The following is a 16020-nucleotide window of genomic DNA, read 5'->3' on the forward strand; positions in this document are numbered from 1 at the left end:
AGATCCAGCTATGGATAACGCCTATGCCACAACAGACAAGCCAACCTCGGGCACCGAAACCCAGCTGGTTACTCTCGACGACATCCGAGCCGCCGCCGACCGAATCCAGGACCTGGTGCTCCGGACCCCGATCATCGCGCTGCCTCATCCGGACCGCCCGTCCGACATCCTGCACCTGAAAGCCGAGTCCCTGCAGCCGACCGGCGCCTTCAAACTCCGCGGCGCCTACAACACCATCTCCCAGGTACTCGATGAGTCCCGAGAACGCGGCATCATCGCCCAGTCCTCAGGCAACCACGCCCGCGCCGTCGCCTGGCTGGCCAAACGGCTCGACCTGCACGCCGTCATCGTCATGCCCGACGCCGCCCCGCCCACCAAGGTGGCAGCCGTTCGCGCGCTCGGCGCCGAAGTGGTGCTCGTGCCAGCATCTGAACGGGACAGCCGCACCGTGGAACTCGCTGCCGAACACGGCTACGTTGAGGTACCGCCCTACGACGACGTCCGTATCATCGCCGGTCAGGGCACGGTCGGCCTGGAGCTCATCGAGCAACTGCCCGACCTCGACGTCGTCCTTGTTCCCATCTCGGGTGGCGGGCTCATTTCCGGAATCGCGACTGCCATCAAGTCGCTGCGCCCCGAGGTGCAGGTGATCGGCGTCGAACCCGAACTCGCGGCCGACGCTGCCGAAAGCCTGCGCGAGCAGCGCCGCATCACCTGGGACACCAAGCTCACCTACCGCACGGTCGCGGACGGGCTCCGGACGCCAGCCGTCGGCGTCCACCCCTGGGAACACATCCGGCGCTACGTCGACGACGTCGTGACCGTCTCCGAGGAACAAATTCTTGCGGCGGTGCGTCACATCGCGGTGGAGGGACGCCTCGTCGCCGAACCGTCCGGCGCCGTCGCCACCGCAGCCTGGATGCACGACCTGGCGCCGCGCGGTGCAACGGTCGCGGCGGTCGTGTCGGGTGGATCCGTCGATCCAGCCCTGATGGCGCGGGTGCTGGCCAACTGGTCACCGTTCGGGATGCCCCCAAGGCGGCAGCGCTGACTCGACGGTGTGGGAGGGGTGTGTGCAGAAAAAGTGCATGCACTGCATGCGATGCATGCATTCTCTGATCAGCCAAGTGCATGCACTGGATGCGATGCATGCACGTTCTAATTCGGGCTACCCCTTCGGGACCTTCCCCGAGTGCGTCCTTGCCCGGGTGCGTCTTTACCCGGAGACCCCTTCGCCCGGATGCCCTTTTGTCTGGGTGCTCCTGGCGAGGCGGCCGGCAGTCAGAACACCTGGAGTCAGAACATTGGGCGTCAGAACACCTGGAGTCAGAACACCGGCACCGCAGAGAACGCGGCGGCGCCAGCTTCGGCCACCTGCTGATCCTGGTCAATCGATCCCGTGGACACGCCGATCGCACCCACGATGCTTCCATCCCGCACGAGTGGAATGCCACCCGGGAACACCACGAGCCGGCCACCGTGGGCGTCGCTGAGACCGAAGATGGGCCCATCGTGCCTGGTCATGTCCTGGAGGACTCCGGTTTCGCACTGGAAGGCGATTGCGGTGTAGGCCTTATTGATCGCGATGGTGATGCTGCCGATATTCGCGCCGTCCATTCGGACGTGCGACTTCAGGTTGCCGCCAGCATCGACCACTGCGATATCCATGGGCTGGCCAATCTCTGTGGCCTTCTCGGCTGCGGCGTCGATCACGCGGCGGGCCTCTTCCAGGGTGACAGTCTCCAACACGGTTCCAGTTGCCATGAGCTTCCTCTTCCTCGACATTTTCAGCACAACTCTGTGCTGAGGACAGCGTTGCTGGCATCTGTCGGCTTGCCAAGTAGTGATTACCCCCATGTGGGGGAGGGTGTTCCCTCATATCCAGGCCCAGGAGTTCTCGCCTACCGTGTAATCCACCTACCAAGGAGGTTTGACGTGGGTGTTGTGCCCTTGAAAGATATTGTTGATCCGGCATTTTCGGCGCGCTACGGGGTGCCGGCAATAAACGTATTCAATGATTTGACTATGGAGGCTGTGCTCGCGGGAGCTGTGGAATGCAACTCTCCGGTGATCCTGCAGACATCGGTGAAGACCGTGCGGAGCATCGGCTCCCGGGTCTTGTTTGAGATGTGGGAGTCGCTGACCCGCGGGATCGAGGTGCCGGTGACCCTTCACCTCGACCACTGCCCGGACCGCGAGGTGGTGACCGAGTGCCTGAAGGCCGGCTGGAACTCAGTGCTGTTTGACGCATCAGAGCTTCCGGTCGAGGAAAACCAACGCCAGACCATCGAAGTGGTCCGGGAGGCCCGAAGTTACGGCGCCCAGGTGGAAGGCGAAATCGAGGCCATCACCGGCGTTGAGGACGACCACGGCTCTGATGAGGTGTCGAAGCAGCAAAGTCTCGAGACAGCGTTAACCTTTATCGACGCCACCGGGATCGATGTTTTCGCACCGTCCATCGGCAACGCCCACGGTACGTACAAGGCCGCCCCCGTTTTGGACGTCAACCGGGTGACCGAGATTGTTCAGGCACGCTCCATTCCCATTGCCCTGCACGGCGGAAGTGGGCTGAGCCCTGAACAGTTCCAGGACCTGATCGCCCGGGGTTGCGCCAAAGTGAACATCTCCACGGCATTGAAAGAAACGTTCATGCAGTCCAGCCTGACCTTCCTGAAGCAGGCCGAACAGAACAACAAATGGGACCCGCCGTCGCTCTTCAAGCACACCCGTGGAGACGTGATCGACATGGTCAAGGAGCTGGCCGAACAGTTCGGCAGTGCTGGGAAGGGCAGGTAACCAGTCATGCCCACCTTGATTTTTGACTGCGACGGTGTGCTCGCGGACACCGAACAATTTGGCCACCTCCCGGCCTTCAACCGCACCTTCGAGGAATTTTCGGTACCTGTGCACTGGAGCGTCGATGACTATGCGGAAAAGGTGAAGATTGGCGGCGGCAAGGAACGCATGCGAAGCATTCTCACCGACGACGTGAGCAGTCAGCTTGGGCTGCACGACGACGACGCGAAGGACACGGCGATTCTCGCCTGGCACAAACGCAAAACCGCCATCTATACGGATTTGGTGGACGGAGGCGTCATGCCCGCACGGCGTGGAATCGCCCGGTTGGTTCAGGAGGCGCACGACGCCGGTTGGGGCCTTGCTGTCGCCTCCACCTCCGCGGAACCCGCGGTTCGGGCGGTGCTCACCCACGCCGTCGGGAAGGAGCTCGCCGCCCATTTCGCCGTCTTCGCAGGGGACGTGGTGCCGCGCAAGAAACCGGCGCCCGACATTTATCTGCTCGCACTTGAGGACCTCGGCCTCAGCACCGACGACGTCGTGGTGGTCGAGGACAGCTCAAACGGACTCCGCGCGGCAGTGGCCGCTGGCCTCCGCACAGTGGTCACCGTCAGCAGTTTCACGCGCTCCGAAGATTTCACCGGGGCGTCCCTGGTGGTCACTTCGCTCGGGGACCCTGGTGAGTCCGCCGAGGTGCTCGCCAGCCCGCTCGGCGTTGAGGTGGATGACGTCGTCTCCCTCTCAACTCTCCAACAGCTACTGGATTCACCGTCCGTCACAACCCACCCGGAGGCATCATGACATCCACCGACCTTGAGAACGTCGAATTTGTGGTCCGCTCCATTGCGCATACGGCTGTGGAGAAGGAGCAGGAATTTGGTGACCTTGACGCAGTCGTCGGCGACGGCGACCTGGGCTACTCATTGGCTCGCGGCTTCGAAAAGGTCCTGACCGACTGGGATACCTTCAAGCGCGACGACCCTGCCACTTTTCTGCAGCAGATTGCGCTGGCCATCTCCAGCCGAATTGGCGGAACCTCCGGCCCTCTGTGGGGGACGGCCTTTCTGCGGGCGTCCGCCGCAGCAAAGGCATCGGGGACCATGGACGGCGCCACGGTCGTCGCGATGCTACGCGGTGCAACCGACGGCATCAAGGCGCGGGGAAATGCCGAGCTCGGGGACAAGACTCTCCTCGACGCGATTGTCCCGGCGACCGACGAGCTGGAACGCGAACTCAGCAAGGGAACTGACGCCGCCGGCTGCCTCAAAGTCTTCTGCGACACCGCCCGGGCCGCAGCCGACGCCACCAGTTCCCTGGAAGCCAGGCGGGGCCGGGCCAGCTACAGCGGAAAAAGGAGCATCGGCTCGCCCGACGCCGGTGCGGTGGCAATAGCATCATGATCGAACGACTGACCGACGAATGGGCAGCACGTTAGCCCGTTCCTTGACCTTCAATTCAACACAACGATGTGGAGCCCAGATGAAAAAGTTTGTCAATGATCCCAAGCAGTTTGTTCCGGAAATGCTCGAGGGATTGGCACTGGCCAATCCTGAGACGCTGAGGTATGTGCCGGAATACAACCTCATCATGCGGTCCGATAGCCCCAACGAGAATAGGGTGTCCATCGTTCAGGGATCTGGTTCCGGCCACGAGCCGGCCCACGTGATGGCTGTAGGCAAGGGGATGCTCGACGCCGCCTGCCCGGGTGACGTGTTCGCTGCGCCCCCGTTCGACTACGTCTTCGAAACCACCAAGCTACTTGCCTCCCCAAAGGGCGTGCTGCTGCTGGTAAATAACTACACCGGCGACAGAATGGTCTTCGACATGGCCCAGGAGATGGCCGCCGCCGAAGGCGTGAACGTGAAGACGCTGTTCATTGACGACGACGTCTCGGTGCAGGACTCCACCTACACCATCGGCCGGCGTGGAGTCGCGGGAAACTTCTTCGTGATCAAGGCGGTGGCTGCCGCGGCCGAGCGCGGCGCGGACCTTGACGAGGTGATCCGGATCGGCGAGAAGGTGAACTCGGTGACCCGTACCATGGGTGTGGCACTGACCGCCTGCACACCGCCAGCGAAGGGAAGCCCGCTCTTCGAACTAGGCGAGGACGAGATCGAGGTGGGGGTAGGCATCCACGGTGAGCCGGGCCGGCGTCGGGCCAAGATGATGCCCGCCAATGACATCGTTGACGAAATTCTTGAGCCGGTGGTTAGCGACCTGCCGTTCAAGGACGGCGACCGCGTGGCCCTGATGGTGAACGGCCTCGGGGGCACCCCGATCAGCGAGCTGTATCTGCTCTACGGGCAGGCCCACAAGCAGTTGGCCGCCAAGGGAATCACCGTCGGGCGCAGCTATGTGGGCGAATACTGCACGTCATTGGACATGGCTGGCGCCTCGATCACGCTCGTCCGGCTGGACGACGAGATTGAGTCGCTGCTGAACGATCCCGCCGAGATTGCGATGCGGGTGTTCTAGCCAACAGGTTGTGAGGTTTATCTGGATCGCATTTCAGGATGCGGACCTTGATCCTAGGTGCGGCCCCCGGCGGATACCGGGGGCCGCACCTACGTCGGGCGTGGGCTGGGACGGCTCGACGCCGCTCATGCTGACCAGCATGGTCCGGTTGCGGGCTCCGGTCTTGCGGAGCAGGGATCCAACGTGTTTTTCAACGGTCTTTGCGGAGATCTGCAGCTGGCGCGCGATCTGTTTGTCCGCCATGCCCTGTAGCACCATGTCGCGCACCTGCCGCTCGCGCACCGTGAAACTGTCCAGCGTGGTGTCCTCCGGGGCGGCAGCCATGAGGGAATCGAAAAGCTCGCCCTCCACCAGCGCCTGCCCCTGACCAGCCGCGACGATCACCCGCGCAATCGCCTCTCCTCCCGCTTTGCGGTTGATGAATCCTCGCACGCCAGCTTGTTTGGCTGACCGCACCTGGTCCACCGTGGGATTATCCGTGAGGACCACGATGGCGGCCTGTGGATCGAGTTTCCTGACCTCCGTGAGTAGTCCCGTATCGGTTTCCTGGACCATGTCCAGATCAACCACCAGGACGTCGGGGCGGAGTAGTTCGTATGCGTCCAGCAGTTGCCCTGAAGAGCTGACTTCGGCCGCTACCTGAACTGCTGGCTCGCTGATCTGTAGTAGCCTGACCAAGCCAGCGCTGATGAGGGGTTTGTCGTTGGCGATCAGCACCTTCCACCGCGGCTGGGGGCGCTCGCCCCGCTCCGGCACCTTGTCGGGCAGGGTGGCCCTCACCTTGGTACCCCACCCGGGCATCGTGTCGATGTGCAGGTCACCTCCCAGATGGACCGCACGCGAGGTCATCCCATGCAGGCCAAGGCATCCCGTGGGCAGGGCTGAGTGGTCCCCGTGGGTGGTAGCCAGATCAAATCCCCGCCCGTTGTCTTCCACCAGGACAGCTAGCGAATCACTCTCATAGACCAATCCCACCCGAACGCTCGTCGCCCTCGAGTGTGTGACCACATTGCCCAGCGCCTCCTGGATGATCTTGAACGCCTGGTGAGCGATCTCCGGGGCAAGCGCGCGGGGAGACCCGATGACGGTGAGTTGCGTCTCCGCAGCGCTCATCGATTCGGCCCAGGTCAGTTCGGCCGCGACTGCCACGTCGAGGTCCCGGCCCGCGAGGGACGCCGGGCCCATCCCCAGGATTGTGCGGCGCGTTTCGGCCAGGGCATCATGGGCGATATTACGGGCGGTTCCGATGTGCCGGGTTGCGGCGGCTTCCAGGCCGTCCCGCCGGACCGCTTTGTCCGCATCATCAAGACTGAGAAGCAGGGTGGCCAGGGACCGGCCGATGGTCTCGTGAACGTCCCGCACCGCCCGCTCCCGTTCCACTCCGATGGCGGCCTCCTGCTCGCGTTCAGAAGCGATGGCGTGCAATTCTGAATTTTTCAACGCGATCGCTGCGTGGCTGGCGAAGAGCTCAGCCAACGCGGCGTCATCGGGAGTAAACACGCGCTGCGGATCGGCGCCGAAGATGATGCAGGTCCCGATGACGCGTGCATCCCACTGGATGGGTACCCCAATGACCGCGCAGTTCCACCGGGGATCTTCTGGGGAGATATGGCCCTTCGACACTTGACTGTAGGTCCGGAGGATCACCGTGGAGCGATCCCGCACCACCAGGCCGGTGATTCCTTCCTCTAGCGAGAAGGTTTGCCCTTCCTGGCAGCCCACGCCGAAATCGACTTTTTTGGCGTAGGTCCCGCTCGCTTCGTTGACTAGGGAGAGGGAACCCGATTCGCAGCCAAGCAGCAGTGCGGCATGCCCCAAAATCCGTTCCAGGAGCGGTTGAAGCTCAAATCGTCCGGCGAGGTCACGTGCCAGTTCCGCGACAGTGTCCAACCGCTTTTGCGCGCTATCCACCTGCAGCGTGCCATGCATTAGTGGGTCAGGCCCCAGCCAGGAATCAGTCATTTCCGTCCTCTCTGACGAAATGCGCGTTGAATCTCCGTGGGACCGGACACCTGTGCAGCACACCATCGGTTTATGCATTAAATCACTATGCGTGCTGGTTATCCCCCATGGGGACGGCGGGTAAGCCCTCATGGCAGGTCCAGTGGATTGATGGTTGCGTTGAGGTAGGCAAAACAAGGGTCCCGGACAGGGCGAAACGATGGCTGGAGAAGAGTAATGGCTCGGATTGGAATTCTGACCAGCGGCGGAGATTGCCCGGGGTTGAACGCTGTGATCCGGTCCTGCGTGCTCCGGGGGATCCGGAACCATGGCGACGAATTCGTCGGCTACATCGACGGCTGGCGGGGGTTGGTTGAAAACAATTCGATCATCCTGGATTGGATGAGCGTTCGCGGTATTGCCAAACAGGGCGGAACAATTCTTGGCACTTCCCGCACCAGCCCGTTCGGCGATGGCAGCGGCGTGCAGCACATCGAAGCGAACCTTCGTTCCCTCGGGGTGGATGCGCTGATTGTAATTGGCGGTGAGGGAACCCTCGCCGCCGCTAAAATCCTCAGTGATGATGGTGTGCGGATCATCGGTGTCCCCAAAACGGTGGATAACGACCTGTCCGCGACCGACTATTCGTTTGGCTTCGACACTGCGGTGCAGATCGCGACCGAGGCGATCGACAGGCTGAGTACCACCGGCGAATCGCATCATCGGTGCATGATTGCGGAGGTGATGGGACGCCATGTTGGCTGGATCGCGCTACACGCGGGCATGGCCACGAGTGCCCACGCGATTCTCATCCCGGAACAGCAGCCCAGCATGGAGGAGATTTGCGAGTGGGTGGCGAAGCCGTTTCACCGGGGAAGAACCCCGCTGGTGGTTGTGGCCGAGGGATTTGTCTCGGCGGAGATGAACCACCCCCACTCGGAACGCGGACTTGATGCCTTCAATCGACCCAGGCTGGGTGGTATTGGTGAAAGGCTCGCACCCATCATCGAGCAACGAACCGGGATTGAAACGCGGTCCACAACTCTCGGGCACATCCAGCGGGGTGGTGCGCCGAGTGCGTCAGATCGGGTGCTCGCCACCCGGCTGGGCATGGCAGCAGTAGACGCCGTTCACGACGGCGCGTGGGGCACCATGGTTGCCCTCCGCGGCACTGACATCGTGCGGGTAGACCTAGGAGAGTCGGTGGCGCAACTCAAGACTGTCCCGCAGTCACGCTATGACGAAGCAACAACGTTTTTCGGCTGATCGGTTGGTCTGAACGGCGCGATTGCGGGAACGGTTCGCCTCTGGCACCTAATGTTCCTGCCAGATCAGATCAGGTCATAGGGCTCAAGGGGACGGTTCTCGCGGTAGCGGTCACGCCAGCGGTGGTGTGGTTCGGCTTTTCCGTCGTCGTGCACCACGACTACCGGGCAGACGGCACGCGCGACACACGCGTTGCTCACGGATCCCAGGTGCAGGCCGCGGAGGCCGCCGTGACCCCGCCTGCCGACCACCAGCATCTGTGCCCTCGCGGCCGCCTCGACCAGCACGGTCGACGGATGACCGCGGATGATGGTGCTGGTGAATCCAGGCGGCGTCTCGTCTCCAAACGCCTCGTGAATAGCCTCATCGAGGCGTTTCTGGGCACCCTTTCCGAAGATGGTCATGTCGGGGAGGAGGTACTCCTCGTACATCCTTGGATAGTCCCAACAGGCAACGGCGTGGACTTCAGCGCCAAGGGCCGGGGCGAGTTTCGCGGCCAGCCTCAGGGCGAGGATCGAAGGCTCCGAGCCGTCGACGCCCACCACTACATGAGGATCCTCTGGGGTTCGTTCCATCACAGCTCTCCTTGGCTCGCAGGACCACTTCCGGGTACCCCAATTTTACGCCGCGTAAGCCCCTATGCGCAGGGAAACAGCCGCCAATATTCAAGGCTTATACGGAGTGGTCGGGGGCGGCGACCATACGCTGAACCAGCTCGCCGAGGCCTTCGATGCGATCGTGACGACGTCGCCAGCGGTCAGGTAGGGAACTCGGCCGGAGAGCGCGACGCCCTCGGGGTGCCGGTGTTCACTGGGTCTGCCGGGTACAGGGCCATGTACGGGGACGGCTCCAACGCCGGTCAGAGGTGCACCCACTCTGAGGGAGCCAGTGTGTTCGAGCTGAGGCGAATCCTCCGCGGCCAGCGCATCAGTTTCTTTTGGCTGATCCTATTTGTGCGCTGCTTCATCCCAGAGCGTGCTCATTTCGGTCATGGCACGTTCCATGATGGCGAGCATTGAGTGGTGGGCATCGACCGGGTTGCCGCGCTGGATGGCGCTGGCGACGTCGACGTGCAGTTGCAGTGCTTCGTCGTGCGGGTGCTCGGGCATGAGGCCATAGTGGGTTCGCCCGGTCAGAACCTCGGCGACGAGGGAGTTGAGCTTCCCGAACATCTCGTTCCCGGAGCTGGATAGCACCAGGCGGTGGAACTGGATGTCGAGGGTCAGGAACAGTTCAGTGTCGCCGTCCTGCCCGGCGGCCCACAGCTTTCCGGCCAGTCCCATGAGCTCGCTGGCGTCGGCCAGCGGCGCCCGCAGTGCTGCCAGCCGGGCGGCCTGCGGCTCCACTGCCGTGCGCAACTCGGTCAATGAGCGGAGCTGGGCGACCCGCCCCGGGGAGGCAAGGCGCCACCTGATGACCTGGCGGTCGTAGAGGTTCCATTCGGTGGGGGGCAGCACCTGGACGCCCACCCGCCGTCGTGATTCGACCATTCCCATGGAGGCTAGGACACGCAGCACCTCGCGGATGACCGAGCGGGAGACGCCGTAGCGCTCCTCGAGCTCTTCGATCCGCATCACCGATCCGGCGGCCCATTCGCCGGCTCCGATGGCCAGTCCCATCTGGTCAACCACTGACGCATGCAGGCCAGAGGGCATGACACCGGGGGTATGGGGATCAGTTGGCTGCATGAAGTGAAGCGTATCAAGAGCATCCCATTCGAGTGACGGGGTTGCATAAGTATGATCTTTGTCACTACTATCGTGGCTATTAGCAGATGTAAACCGATCATCTACTCCTGGCCCCGGCTATTGCGGGTGTCCTCAACGAAGAGAACTGGAGCAACAGTGCAGCGTAAAACTATGCGGGTAGCCGGACTGGCGGTCACGGCCTTACTGGGTGGAACCCTTGCGGCATGCGGCGGAGGCGGTGGCGGCGACGAAGCCTCCGACACTCTGCGGGTTACCCTCGCCAACCATGTGTGGACCGATACCATCATTGAAGCAATTCCCGAATTCGAAGAAGAAACGGGCCTGACCGTCGAACTCACGCAGCTCGGCGAAGACCAGCTATCGGCCCAGTACAACGTGCAGCTCAACGCCGGCACCGATGAGATCGACGTGATGATGTACCGGCCACTGCAGGAGGGCAAGCTGTTTGCTCAGAACGGCTACTTGGCCGATCTGACGGAACGCGTCGAATCTAACCCCGAGTGGGAATGGTCAGACTTCCAGAGCGGCCCCGTCGACTCCACCACGTTTGAGGACAAGGTGGTTGGCGTCCCAACCATCACCGAGCGCGAGGTGCTGTACTACCGCACCGACCTCCTCGAGGCTGCAGGCCTCGAGGTCCCGGAGACTCTCGAAGAGCTGGAAGCCGCCGCGAAGCAGATCAGCGAAGAGAACCCCGACGTCGCAGGCTTCGTCGCCCGCACCGGCAAGTCACCGGCCGTCACCCAGTTCTCCAGCTTCCTCTACAGCTTCGGCGGCGACTTCATCGATGAGGAAGGCAACTCAGCCATCGCCTCACCGGAAGCCAAGGAAGCCTACGATTACTACGGCCGCATGATCAACGAATATGGTCCAGAGAATGTCAGCACCGACATGAGCTGGCCCGAAGCCATGGCCATCTTCACCCAGGGCGGTGCAGCCTTCTACACCGAGGCAGACAGCCTCTATCAGAACGCCACCGACCCCGCGAACTCGCAGGTTGCCGAGAATGTCGGCTTCGCCCCACTGCCTGCAGGTCCTGCCGGATCCAAGCCCTACAACGTACCATCGTGGGGCCTCGGCATTAACGAGGCATCGAAGAACCAGGACAACGCCTGGAAGTTCCTCGAATGGGCCACCAGCAAGGAAATGGTTCTCGAAATCCAGCAGGCAGGCGTCCCCGGTCCCCGCACATCGGTCTGGGCCGACCCTGAAGGCACTGCGACCTATCCCGAGGACCTCGTTGCGGCCATCGAGGCCAGCGCCGAAAACGGCGTCGGCTACGATCGCCCGCTCGTGATCAACGTGGCTGAAGCCCGTGAAGTGGTGGGCGATCCGATCGTCATCGGCATCACCGGCGGCGACGTAGACGCGGCAGCTGATGCAGCGAGCGAATCCTTCCAGGCCTTCCTGGACGACGAACGCGAATAGCGTTCGACGGCGGCTCCCGCAGCCGCCCTGCGATGCGGCGCCGCCCGGCGGAGACAACCTCCGCTGGGCGGCGCAACCACCGGGCCCGCTGACCGGCCGGCCGCCGCACCCTGACGCGCTCCACCCACCACCTTTGCAACCATTGCCATTAGCGCACCAAGGACGTTGACCATGACTGTCGCCTCCCCACCGAGGATCAACCCGCCGAAGGACCGCAGGCCGGGAAACACCCATTACAAGGCCTACTCCGACTGGGCGAACAACCACCGGAAGTGGCTGTTCGCGGCGCCGGCCATGATCTTCGTCGGCATCCTCATCATCTTCCCGCTCGGCTGGACCATGTACCTGAGCCTGACCGACTCCTCAGGGTCGGTCCGCGCCGAATCCGAGTTCATCGGTTTCGCCAACTACGCCGAAGTGCTCACCGACACTGAACGCTTCTGGCCCGCCGTCGGACGCACCTTCGCCTTCACCTTTGTGGCGCTCGCCGTCCAGATGATCCTGGGCATGTGCATCGCACTCCTGCTGTGGCGCCCGTTCAAGGGCGAAAAATGGGTCCGGGTGGCAATCCTCCTGCCCCTGGTCGCCACCCCGGTCGCCGTCGGATGATGTGGCGGCTGATCTTCGACCCCAACATCGGGTTCGCCAACCAGGTGCTCGGCTTTGTGGGCATTCCGCCCCAGCCCTGGCTCTCCGGTCAGGCGACCGCGCTACCCACAGTGATTTTCATCGACATCTGGCAGTGGACCCCCATGGTGGTCATCATCCTGCTCGCCGGCCTTACCTCCCTCTCCGAGGAGCCGGACGAGGCGGCCCGGATCGACGGCGCCAACGCGTGGCAGCGGTTCCGCTACGTCACCGTCCCCCTGCTGATGCCGACCATCATTGTGGCGGTCCTCCTGCGCAGCATCGACGCGCTCAAAACCTTCGACCTGCTGTACGCCACCAAGGGGCGCGGCGGTGGATCCTTCAACGAGGTGGAGACGCTGAATATCTACGCCTACGGGCTTAGCTTCGACTACAACGACTACGGGTTGTCCTCAACCGTCCTGATCCTTTTCTTCCTCATCATCATCGCGGCCATGTGGGTTCTGACCCGGCGCCGGAAGGACGTGTAGCTCATGAGCACGATCGCCCCCAACCTCAGCCAGGGCAGCACCAAGCCCACCGGCATTCCCGCGCGCCGGAAGAAACCACTTCGCCGGCAGGGCTACAAGATCTTCCGCGTTGTCGCCCTGACCCTCGTGGTGCTCGCGTTCATCGCCCCGCTGGTCTGGATGTTCCTGGCCTCGCTGAAGACCAACGTCGACATCTACGACGCCAGCAAAACCCTGATCTTCACCCCCACCACCGCCAACTACGAAACGGTGCTGGGCCGCAACAACTACTTCTCGTTCGTGTTCAACAGCTTCTGGGTGGCGTTCGCGTCGACGGCGCTATCCCTGATCATCGGCGTCCCGGCGGCCTACTCCATGAGCCGGTTCGCGATGCGCCGTTCAGCGCTGGTAGTCCTGATGGCCCGCATCATCCCGGGCGTGAGCCTGCTGGTGCCCTGGTACTACGTATTCTCCAACCTGTCCCTGGTGGGCGGATACGGGGTGCTGATCCTCTCGCACATGTTCGTGGCCCTGCCACTGATCGTGTACATCATGATGTCCTACTACGATTCGATGCCCCTTGAGCTCGAGGAAGCGGCCCGGGTGGATGGACTCACCCACATCGGCGCCTTCCTGCGGATCACCCTGCCCCTGTCCATCGGCGGCGTGGCAACGGCCGGAATCCTGTCCTTCATCTTCTCGTGGAACAACTTCATGTTCGCCCTGGTGCTCTCCGGCGCCGAGACGAAGACGCTGCCCGTGGCCATCTTCAACTTCGTGGCCTACGCCAGCATCGACTGGGGAGGCCTGATGGCCGCTTCCGTGGTGGTCACTATCCCGATCATGGTGATCGCGCTGTTCACCCAGAAGTACATCGTTTCCGGCCTGACCGCCGGCGCGACCAAAGGCTAGGTCATGGCAGACTCAAAAACCCCGCCAATCGTGGTCATGGGGGTGCAGGGTTCTGGCAAAAGCACCATCGGGTCGCTGCTCGCTGAACGCCTCGGCGTCGCTTTCGTTGACGGTGATGATCTGCACCCGGTGGACAACAAAACCCTGATGGCCGCAGGGACGCCCCTCACCGACGACAACCGGCTTCCCTGGCTACACACCGTCGGTGAGGTGCTCGCCGAAGGCCGGAAAGCCGGCGTCGTCGTCGCCTGTTCGGCTCTCAAACTCGCGTACCGGGACCTGCTCCGCGGTCACGTCCCAGAACTGGTGGTCGTGCACCCGCACGGCACCATTGAACTGGTGGCCGCACGGATCTCCGAGCGGGAACACGAGTACATGCCGCCGTCGCTGCTTGCCTCCCAGTACGAGAGCCTGCAGACCCTGGGCGACGACGAACGCGGCCTGACCGTCGACCTGTCCCTCCCACCACAGGCAATGGTTGACCACATTGTCGCGTACCTCTCCGAAAGCAACATTCATGCGCATTAGTAGGATCGAAACCTTCCTCGTCCCACCACGGTGGCTGTTCGTCAGGGTGGAAACTGACCGCGGCATTGTCGGCTGGGGCGAGCCGGTGGTGGAGGGTCGCTCCGAGACGGTGCGGACCGCCGTCGAGCAGCTCTCCGAGTTGCTGATCGGCGCCGACCCGCTCCGGATCGAGGACCACTGGCAGGTCATGACGAAGGGCTCCTTCTATCGTGGCGGTGCCATCCTGGCCAGCGCCGTCGCCGGGTTGGACCAGGCACTGTGGGACATTGCCGGGAAATCGCTCGGCGTGCCAGTGCACCAGTTGCTCGGCGGGCATGTCCGCGACCGGATCAGGATGTACGGCTGGGTGGGCGGCGACGAACCCGCCGAGGTGGCTGACTCCATCTCCGCCCAGCTTGAGGTGGGACTGACCGCAGTGAAGATGAATGCCAGCGGTCGGATGAGCCCGCTTGGCAGCGTCGCGGAGATCGACGCCGTGGTGGAGCGCGTCGCCGCTGCCCGCGAGGTGCTCGGCCCGCACCGGGACGTGGCCGTCGACTTCCATGGGCGGTTCACCCTTGCCAACACGCGGCGGGTTGCACCGCTGCTGGAACCGTTGCACCCCTTCTTCCTGGAGGAGCCGACGGTGCCGGAGAATTCGCACCTGATCGGTGGGCTGACCAGTTCCACGAGCATCCCCATCGCGACCGGGGAGCGGCTCTACAACCGGCAGGAATTCCTCCCGGTGTTGCAGGCGGGCATCGCCGTCGCGCAACCGGATCTCTCGCATGCCGGTGGCATCACCGAGGTCCGCAAAATCGCCTCCCTTGCCGAGGTCTACGACGTCCAGCTCGCGCCGCACTGCCCGCTGGGTCCGCTGGCGCTCGCCGCCTGCCTCCAGGTGGGCTTCGCGACCACCAACTTCCTGATCCAGGAACAGAGCATCGGCATCCACTACAACCAGGGCGCCGAAGTGCTCGACTATGTCCTCGACAAGACCCCGCTGAAGTTCGTGGACGGCCACGTGGAGCGCCTCACCGGTCCGGGTCTGGGCATCGAAATCGATGAAGCAGCCGTCCGGCGGGCAGACAAGAGCGGCCACGCCTGGCGTTCACCCGTGTGGCGGCACGACGACGGCTCCTACGCCGAGTGGTAAACCGGCCTTCCAGCCCTACGAAAGGACCACCCATGTCTGACTTTCTTGACGGACTCAGCAGCTCCCGCTTGCTGGCCATCATCCGCGGTACCGACCGGGATGCCTCAATCCGTGCCGCCGTAGCCCTGGTCGACGAGGGGGTCCGCTACCTCGAGGTGTCGCTGAACACCCCCGGCGCCGTCGACGTCATTGCCGCGGTGCGTCAGGAGGTGGGAGACCGGGCGACCGTCGGGGCCGGTACGGTCCTGACCGCCGACGACGCCGAGCAGGTCGCCGCTGCCGGTGGACAGTTCCTCGTGACTCCGGCGGTCTCCGCATCAGTCGCCGCAGGCGTCAGGCTCCAGCTGCCGGTCATTGCCGGCGCACTGACCCCCACCGAGGTGTACTCGGCAATGGACCAGGGCGCCACTGCGATCAAACTCTTCCCCGCCTCACTTGGCGGGCCCCGCTTCCTCTCGGCCCTGCGGGACCCGTTCCCGGCCATCCCGTTTGTGCCGGTCGGCGGAGTGGACGAGGCAGCAGCCGCCGATTACCTCGCCCGCGGCGCCGTTGCCGTCGGCGTCGGTTCACCGCTGGTGGGGGACTCGGCGTCGGGCGGGGACCTGACCGAACTGCGGCAGCGTGCCCGGCGGTACCTGGAGCTCGCGGCGGCGGTCGCCGGATGAGTGCGGATGCTGACAGGGGGCCAGCGGGGAGTAGCCCGGTTCCTAGTGAAGGAGCGGTGGGAGGTAGT

Annotated in this window: 18 protein-coding genes; 14 read left to right on the top strand and 4 right to left on the bottom strand. The window is 63.5% G+C overall.

Annotation, left to right across the window (positions count from 1 at the left end):
* Nucleotides 1–10: 10 nt before the first annotated feature.
* Nucleotides 11–1051 carry a threonine/serine dehydratase gene (locus DDA93_RS05310; protein ID WP_051317710.1) on the top strand — a complete coding sequence of 347 codons (1041 nt, stop codon included), beginning with the start codon at nucleotides 11–13 and terminating at the stop codon, nucleotides 1049–1051.
* 275 nt (nucleotides 1052–1326) lie between these two features.
* Here DDA93_RS05310 and DDA93_RS05315 read toward each other — a convergent pair whose 3' ends face one another.
* Nucleotides 1327–1764, bottom strand: coding sequence for a heme-binding protein (locus tag DDA93_RS05315; protein WP_019481905.1), 438 nt, complete (start codon nucleotides 1762–1764; stop codon nucleotides 1327–1329).
* Nucleotides 1765–1944: 180 nt separating this feature from the next.
* Here DDA93_RS05315 and DDA93_RS05320 point away from each other — a divergent pair, with 180 nt between their 5' ends.
* The 4 genes from DDA93_RS05320 to dhaK all read left to right on the top strand — a co-directional run bounded on the left by DDA93_RS05320 (nucleotide 1945) and on the right by dhaK (nucleotide 5271).
* Nucleotides 1945–2796, top strand: coding sequence for a class II fructose-bisphosphate aldolase (locus tag DDA93_RS05320; RefSeq protein ID WP_272942561.1), 852 nt, complete (start codon nucleotides 1945–1947; stop codon nucleotides 2794–2796).
* Nucleotides 2797–2802: 6 nt separating this feature from the next.
* Nucleotides 2803–3597: an HAD-IA family hydrolase gene (locus DDA93_RS05325; RefSeq protein WP_024477291.1), complete on the top strand. Its 795-nt coding sequence runs from the start codon at nucleotides 2803–2805 to the stop codon at nucleotides 3595–3597.
* Entirely contained in the window at nucleotides 3594–4196 is a 603-nt protein-coding gene (gene dhaL / locus DDA93_RS05330; protein ID WP_243400517.1) for a dihydroxyacetone kinase subunit DhaL, read from the top strand. Before DDA93_RS05325 ends, dhaL begins: the two co-directional genes overlap by 4 nt.
* A gap of 79 nt (nucleotides 4197–4275) precedes the next feature.
* Nucleotides 4276–5271, top strand: coding sequence for a dihydroxyacetone kinase subunit DhaK (gene dhaK, locus DDA93_RS05335; RefSeq protein ID WP_019481909.1), 996 nt, complete (start codon nucleotides 4276–4278; stop codon nucleotides 5269–5271).
* A gap of 33 nt (nucleotides 5272–5304) precedes the next feature.
* Here the strand turns inward: dhaK and DDA93_RS05340 are convergent, their stop codons facing one another.
* Entirely contained in the window at nucleotides 5305–7233 is a 1929-nt protein-coding gene (locus DDA93_RS05340) for a LuxR C-terminal-related transcriptional regulator (RefSeq protein ID WP_165802574.1), read from the bottom strand.
* Between the two features lie 216 nt (nucleotides 7234–7449).
* Between DDA93_RS05340 and DDA93_RS05345 the strand changes: the two genes are divergently transcribed.
* Nucleotides 7450–8478 (top strand): 6-phosphofructokinase, encoded by a 1029-nt coding sequence (locus tag DDA93_RS05345; RefSeq protein ID WP_024475438.1) that lies wholly within the window; start codon nucleotides 7450–7452, stop codon nucleotides 8476–8478.
* Between the two features lie 65 nt (nucleotides 8479–8543).
* Here the strand turns inward: DDA93_RS05345 and DDA93_RS05350 are convergent, their stop codons facing one another.
* Nucleotides 8544–9053, bottom strand: coding sequence for a universal stress protein (locus DDA93_RS05350; protein WP_024475439.1), 510 nt, complete (start codon nucleotides 9051–9053; stop codon nucleotides 8544–8546).
* Between the two features lie 64 nt (nucleotides 9054–9117).
* Here DDA93_RS05350 and DDA93_RS16980 point away from each other — a divergent pair, with 64 nt between their 5' ends.
* Nucleotides 9118–9243, top strand: coding sequence for a hypothetical protein (locus DDA93_RS16980; protein WP_272944171.1), 126 nt, complete (start codon nucleotides 9118–9120; stop codon nucleotides 9241–9243).
* Nucleotides 9244–9425: 182 nt separating this feature from the next.
* On the opposite strand, the gene DDA93_RS05360 is transcribed toward DDA93_RS16980, so the two are convergent.
* On the bottom strand, nucleotides 9426–10166 hold the full coding sequence (locus tag DDA93_RS05360; RefSeq protein WP_243400518.1) for an FCD domain-containing protein: 741 nt from the start codon (nucleotides 10164–10166) through the stop codon (nucleotides 9426–9428).
* 72 nt (nucleotides 10167–10238) lie between these two features.
* Here DDA93_RS05360 and DDA93_RS05365 point away from each other — a divergent pair, with 72 nt between their 5' ends.
* From DDA93_RS05365 to DDA93_RS05390, 7 genes are all read left to right on the top strand, one after another.
* Nucleotides 10239–11615, top strand: coding sequence for a sugar ABC transporter substrate-binding protein (locus DDA93_RS05365; protein ID WP_243400519.1), 1377 nt, complete (start codon nucleotides 10239–10241; stop codon nucleotides 11613–11615).
* Nucleotides 11616–11786: 171 nt separating this feature from the next.
* Nucleotides 11787–12224 carry a sugar ABC transporter permease gene (locus DDA93_RS16705; RefSeq protein ID WP_243400520.1) on the top strand — a complete coding sequence of 146 codons (438 nt, stop codon included), beginning with the start codon at nucleotides 11787–11789 and terminating at the stop codon, nucleotides 12222–12224.
* Nucleotides 12221–12733: a sugar ABC transporter permease gene (locus tag DDA93_RS16710; protein WP_243400521.1), complete on the top strand. Its 513-nt coding sequence runs from the start codon at nucleotides 12221–12223 to the stop codon at nucleotides 12731–12733. The genes DDA93_RS16705 and DDA93_RS16710 overlap by 4 nt, the downstream gene beginning before the upstream one ends.
* Before the next feature lie 3 nt (nucleotides 12734–12736).
* Entirely contained in the window at nucleotides 12737–13624 is an 888-nt protein-coding gene (locus DDA93_RS05375; RefSeq protein ID WP_116778220.1) for a carbohydrate ABC transporter permease, read from the top strand.
* Between the two features lie 3 nt (nucleotides 13625–13627).
* Entirely contained in the window at nucleotides 13628–14152 is a 525-nt protein-coding gene (locus DDA93_RS05380) for a gluconokinase (protein WP_024475761.1), read from the top strand.
* Nucleotides 14142–15287, top strand: a complete 1146-nt coding sequence (dgoD, locus tag DDA93_RS05385) for a galactonate dehydratase (protein ID WP_116778221.1) — start codon at nucleotides 14142–14144, stop codon at nucleotides 15285–15287. Before DDA93_RS05380 ends, dgoD begins: the two co-directional genes overlap by 11 nt.
* Before the next feature lie 32 nt (nucleotides 15288–15319).
* Complete coding sequence (locus DDA93_RS05390; protein ID WP_116778222.1) at nucleotides 15320–15952, top strand: bifunctional 4-hydroxy-2-oxoglutarate aldolase/2-dehydro-3-deoxy-phosphogluconate aldolase; 633 nt, start codon at nucleotides 15320–15322, stop codon at nucleotides 15950–15952.
* Nucleotides 15953–16020: the final 68 nt, after the last annotated feature.

This window comes from Arthrobacter sp. Bz4 (assembly GCF_003075455.1).
GTDB lineage: Bacteria > Actinomycetota > Actinomycetes > Actinomycetales > Micrococcaceae > Arthrobacter_D.

Bases quoted from the DNA above. Each gene is read 5' to 3' on its own strand.
- DDA93_RS05310 (WP_051317710.1), top strand. From the start codon at position 11: ATGGATAACGCCTATGCCACAACAGACAAGCCAACCTCGGGCACCGAA.
- DDA93_RS05315 (WP_019481905.1), bottom strand. From the start codon at position 1,764: ATGGCAACTGGAACCGTGTTGGAGACTGTCACCCTGGAAGAGGCCCGC.
- DDA93_RS05325 (WP_024477291.1), top strand. From the start codon at position 2,803: ATGCCCACCTTGATTTTTGACTGCGACGGTGTGCTCGCGGACACCGAA.
- dhaL (WP_243400517.1), top strand. From the start codon at position 3,594: ATGACATCCACCGACCTTGAGAACGTCGAATTTGTGGTCCGCTCCATT.
- dhaK (WP_019481909.1), top strand. From the start codon at position 4,276: ATGAAAAAGTTTGTCAATGATCCCAAGCAGTTTGTTCCGGAAATGCTC.
- DDA93_RS05340 (WP_165802574.1), bottom strand. From the start codon at position 7,233: ATGACTGATTCCTGGCTGGGGCCTGACCCACTAATGCATGGCACGCTG.
- DDA93_RS05345 (WP_024475438.1), top strand. From the start codon at position 7,450: ATGGCTCGGATTGGAATTCTGACCAGCGGCGGAGATTGCCCGGGGTTG.
- DDA93_RS05350 (WP_024475439.1), bottom strand. From the start codon at position 9,053: ATGGAACGAACCCCAGAGGATCCTCATGTAGTGGTGGGCGTCGACGGC.
- DDA93_RS16980 (WP_272944171.1), top strand. From the start codon at position 9,118: ATGCGCAGGGAAACAGCCGCCAATATTCAAGGCTTATACGGAGTGGTC.
- DDA93_RS05360 (WP_243400518.1), bottom strand. From the start codon at position 10,166: ATGCAGCCAACTGATCCCCATACCCCCGGTGTCATGCCCTCTGGCCTG.
- DDA93_RS16705 (WP_243400520.1), top strand. From the start codon at position 11,787: ATGACTGTCGCCTCCCCACCGAGGATCAACCCGCCGAAGGACCGCAGG.
- DDA93_RS16710 (WP_243400521.1), top strand. From the start codon at position 12,221: ATGATGTGGCGGCTGATCTTCGACCCCAACATCGGGTTCGCCAACCAG.
- DDA93_RS05375 (WP_116778220.1), top strand. From the start codon at position 12,737: ATGAGCACGATCGCCCCCAACCTCAGCCAGGGCAGCACCAAGCCCACC.
- DDA93_RS05380 (WP_024475761.1), top strand. From the start codon at position 13,628: ATGGCAGACTCAAAAACCCCGCCAATCGTGGTCATGGGGGTGCAGGGT.
- dgoD (WP_116778221.1), top strand. From the start codon at position 14,142: ATGCGCATTAGTAGGATCGAAACCTTCCTCGTCCCACCACGGTGGCTG.
- DDA93_RS05390 (WP_116778222.1), top strand. From the start codon at position 15,320: ATGTCTGACTTTCTTGACGGACTCAGCAGCTCCCGCTTGCTGGCCATC.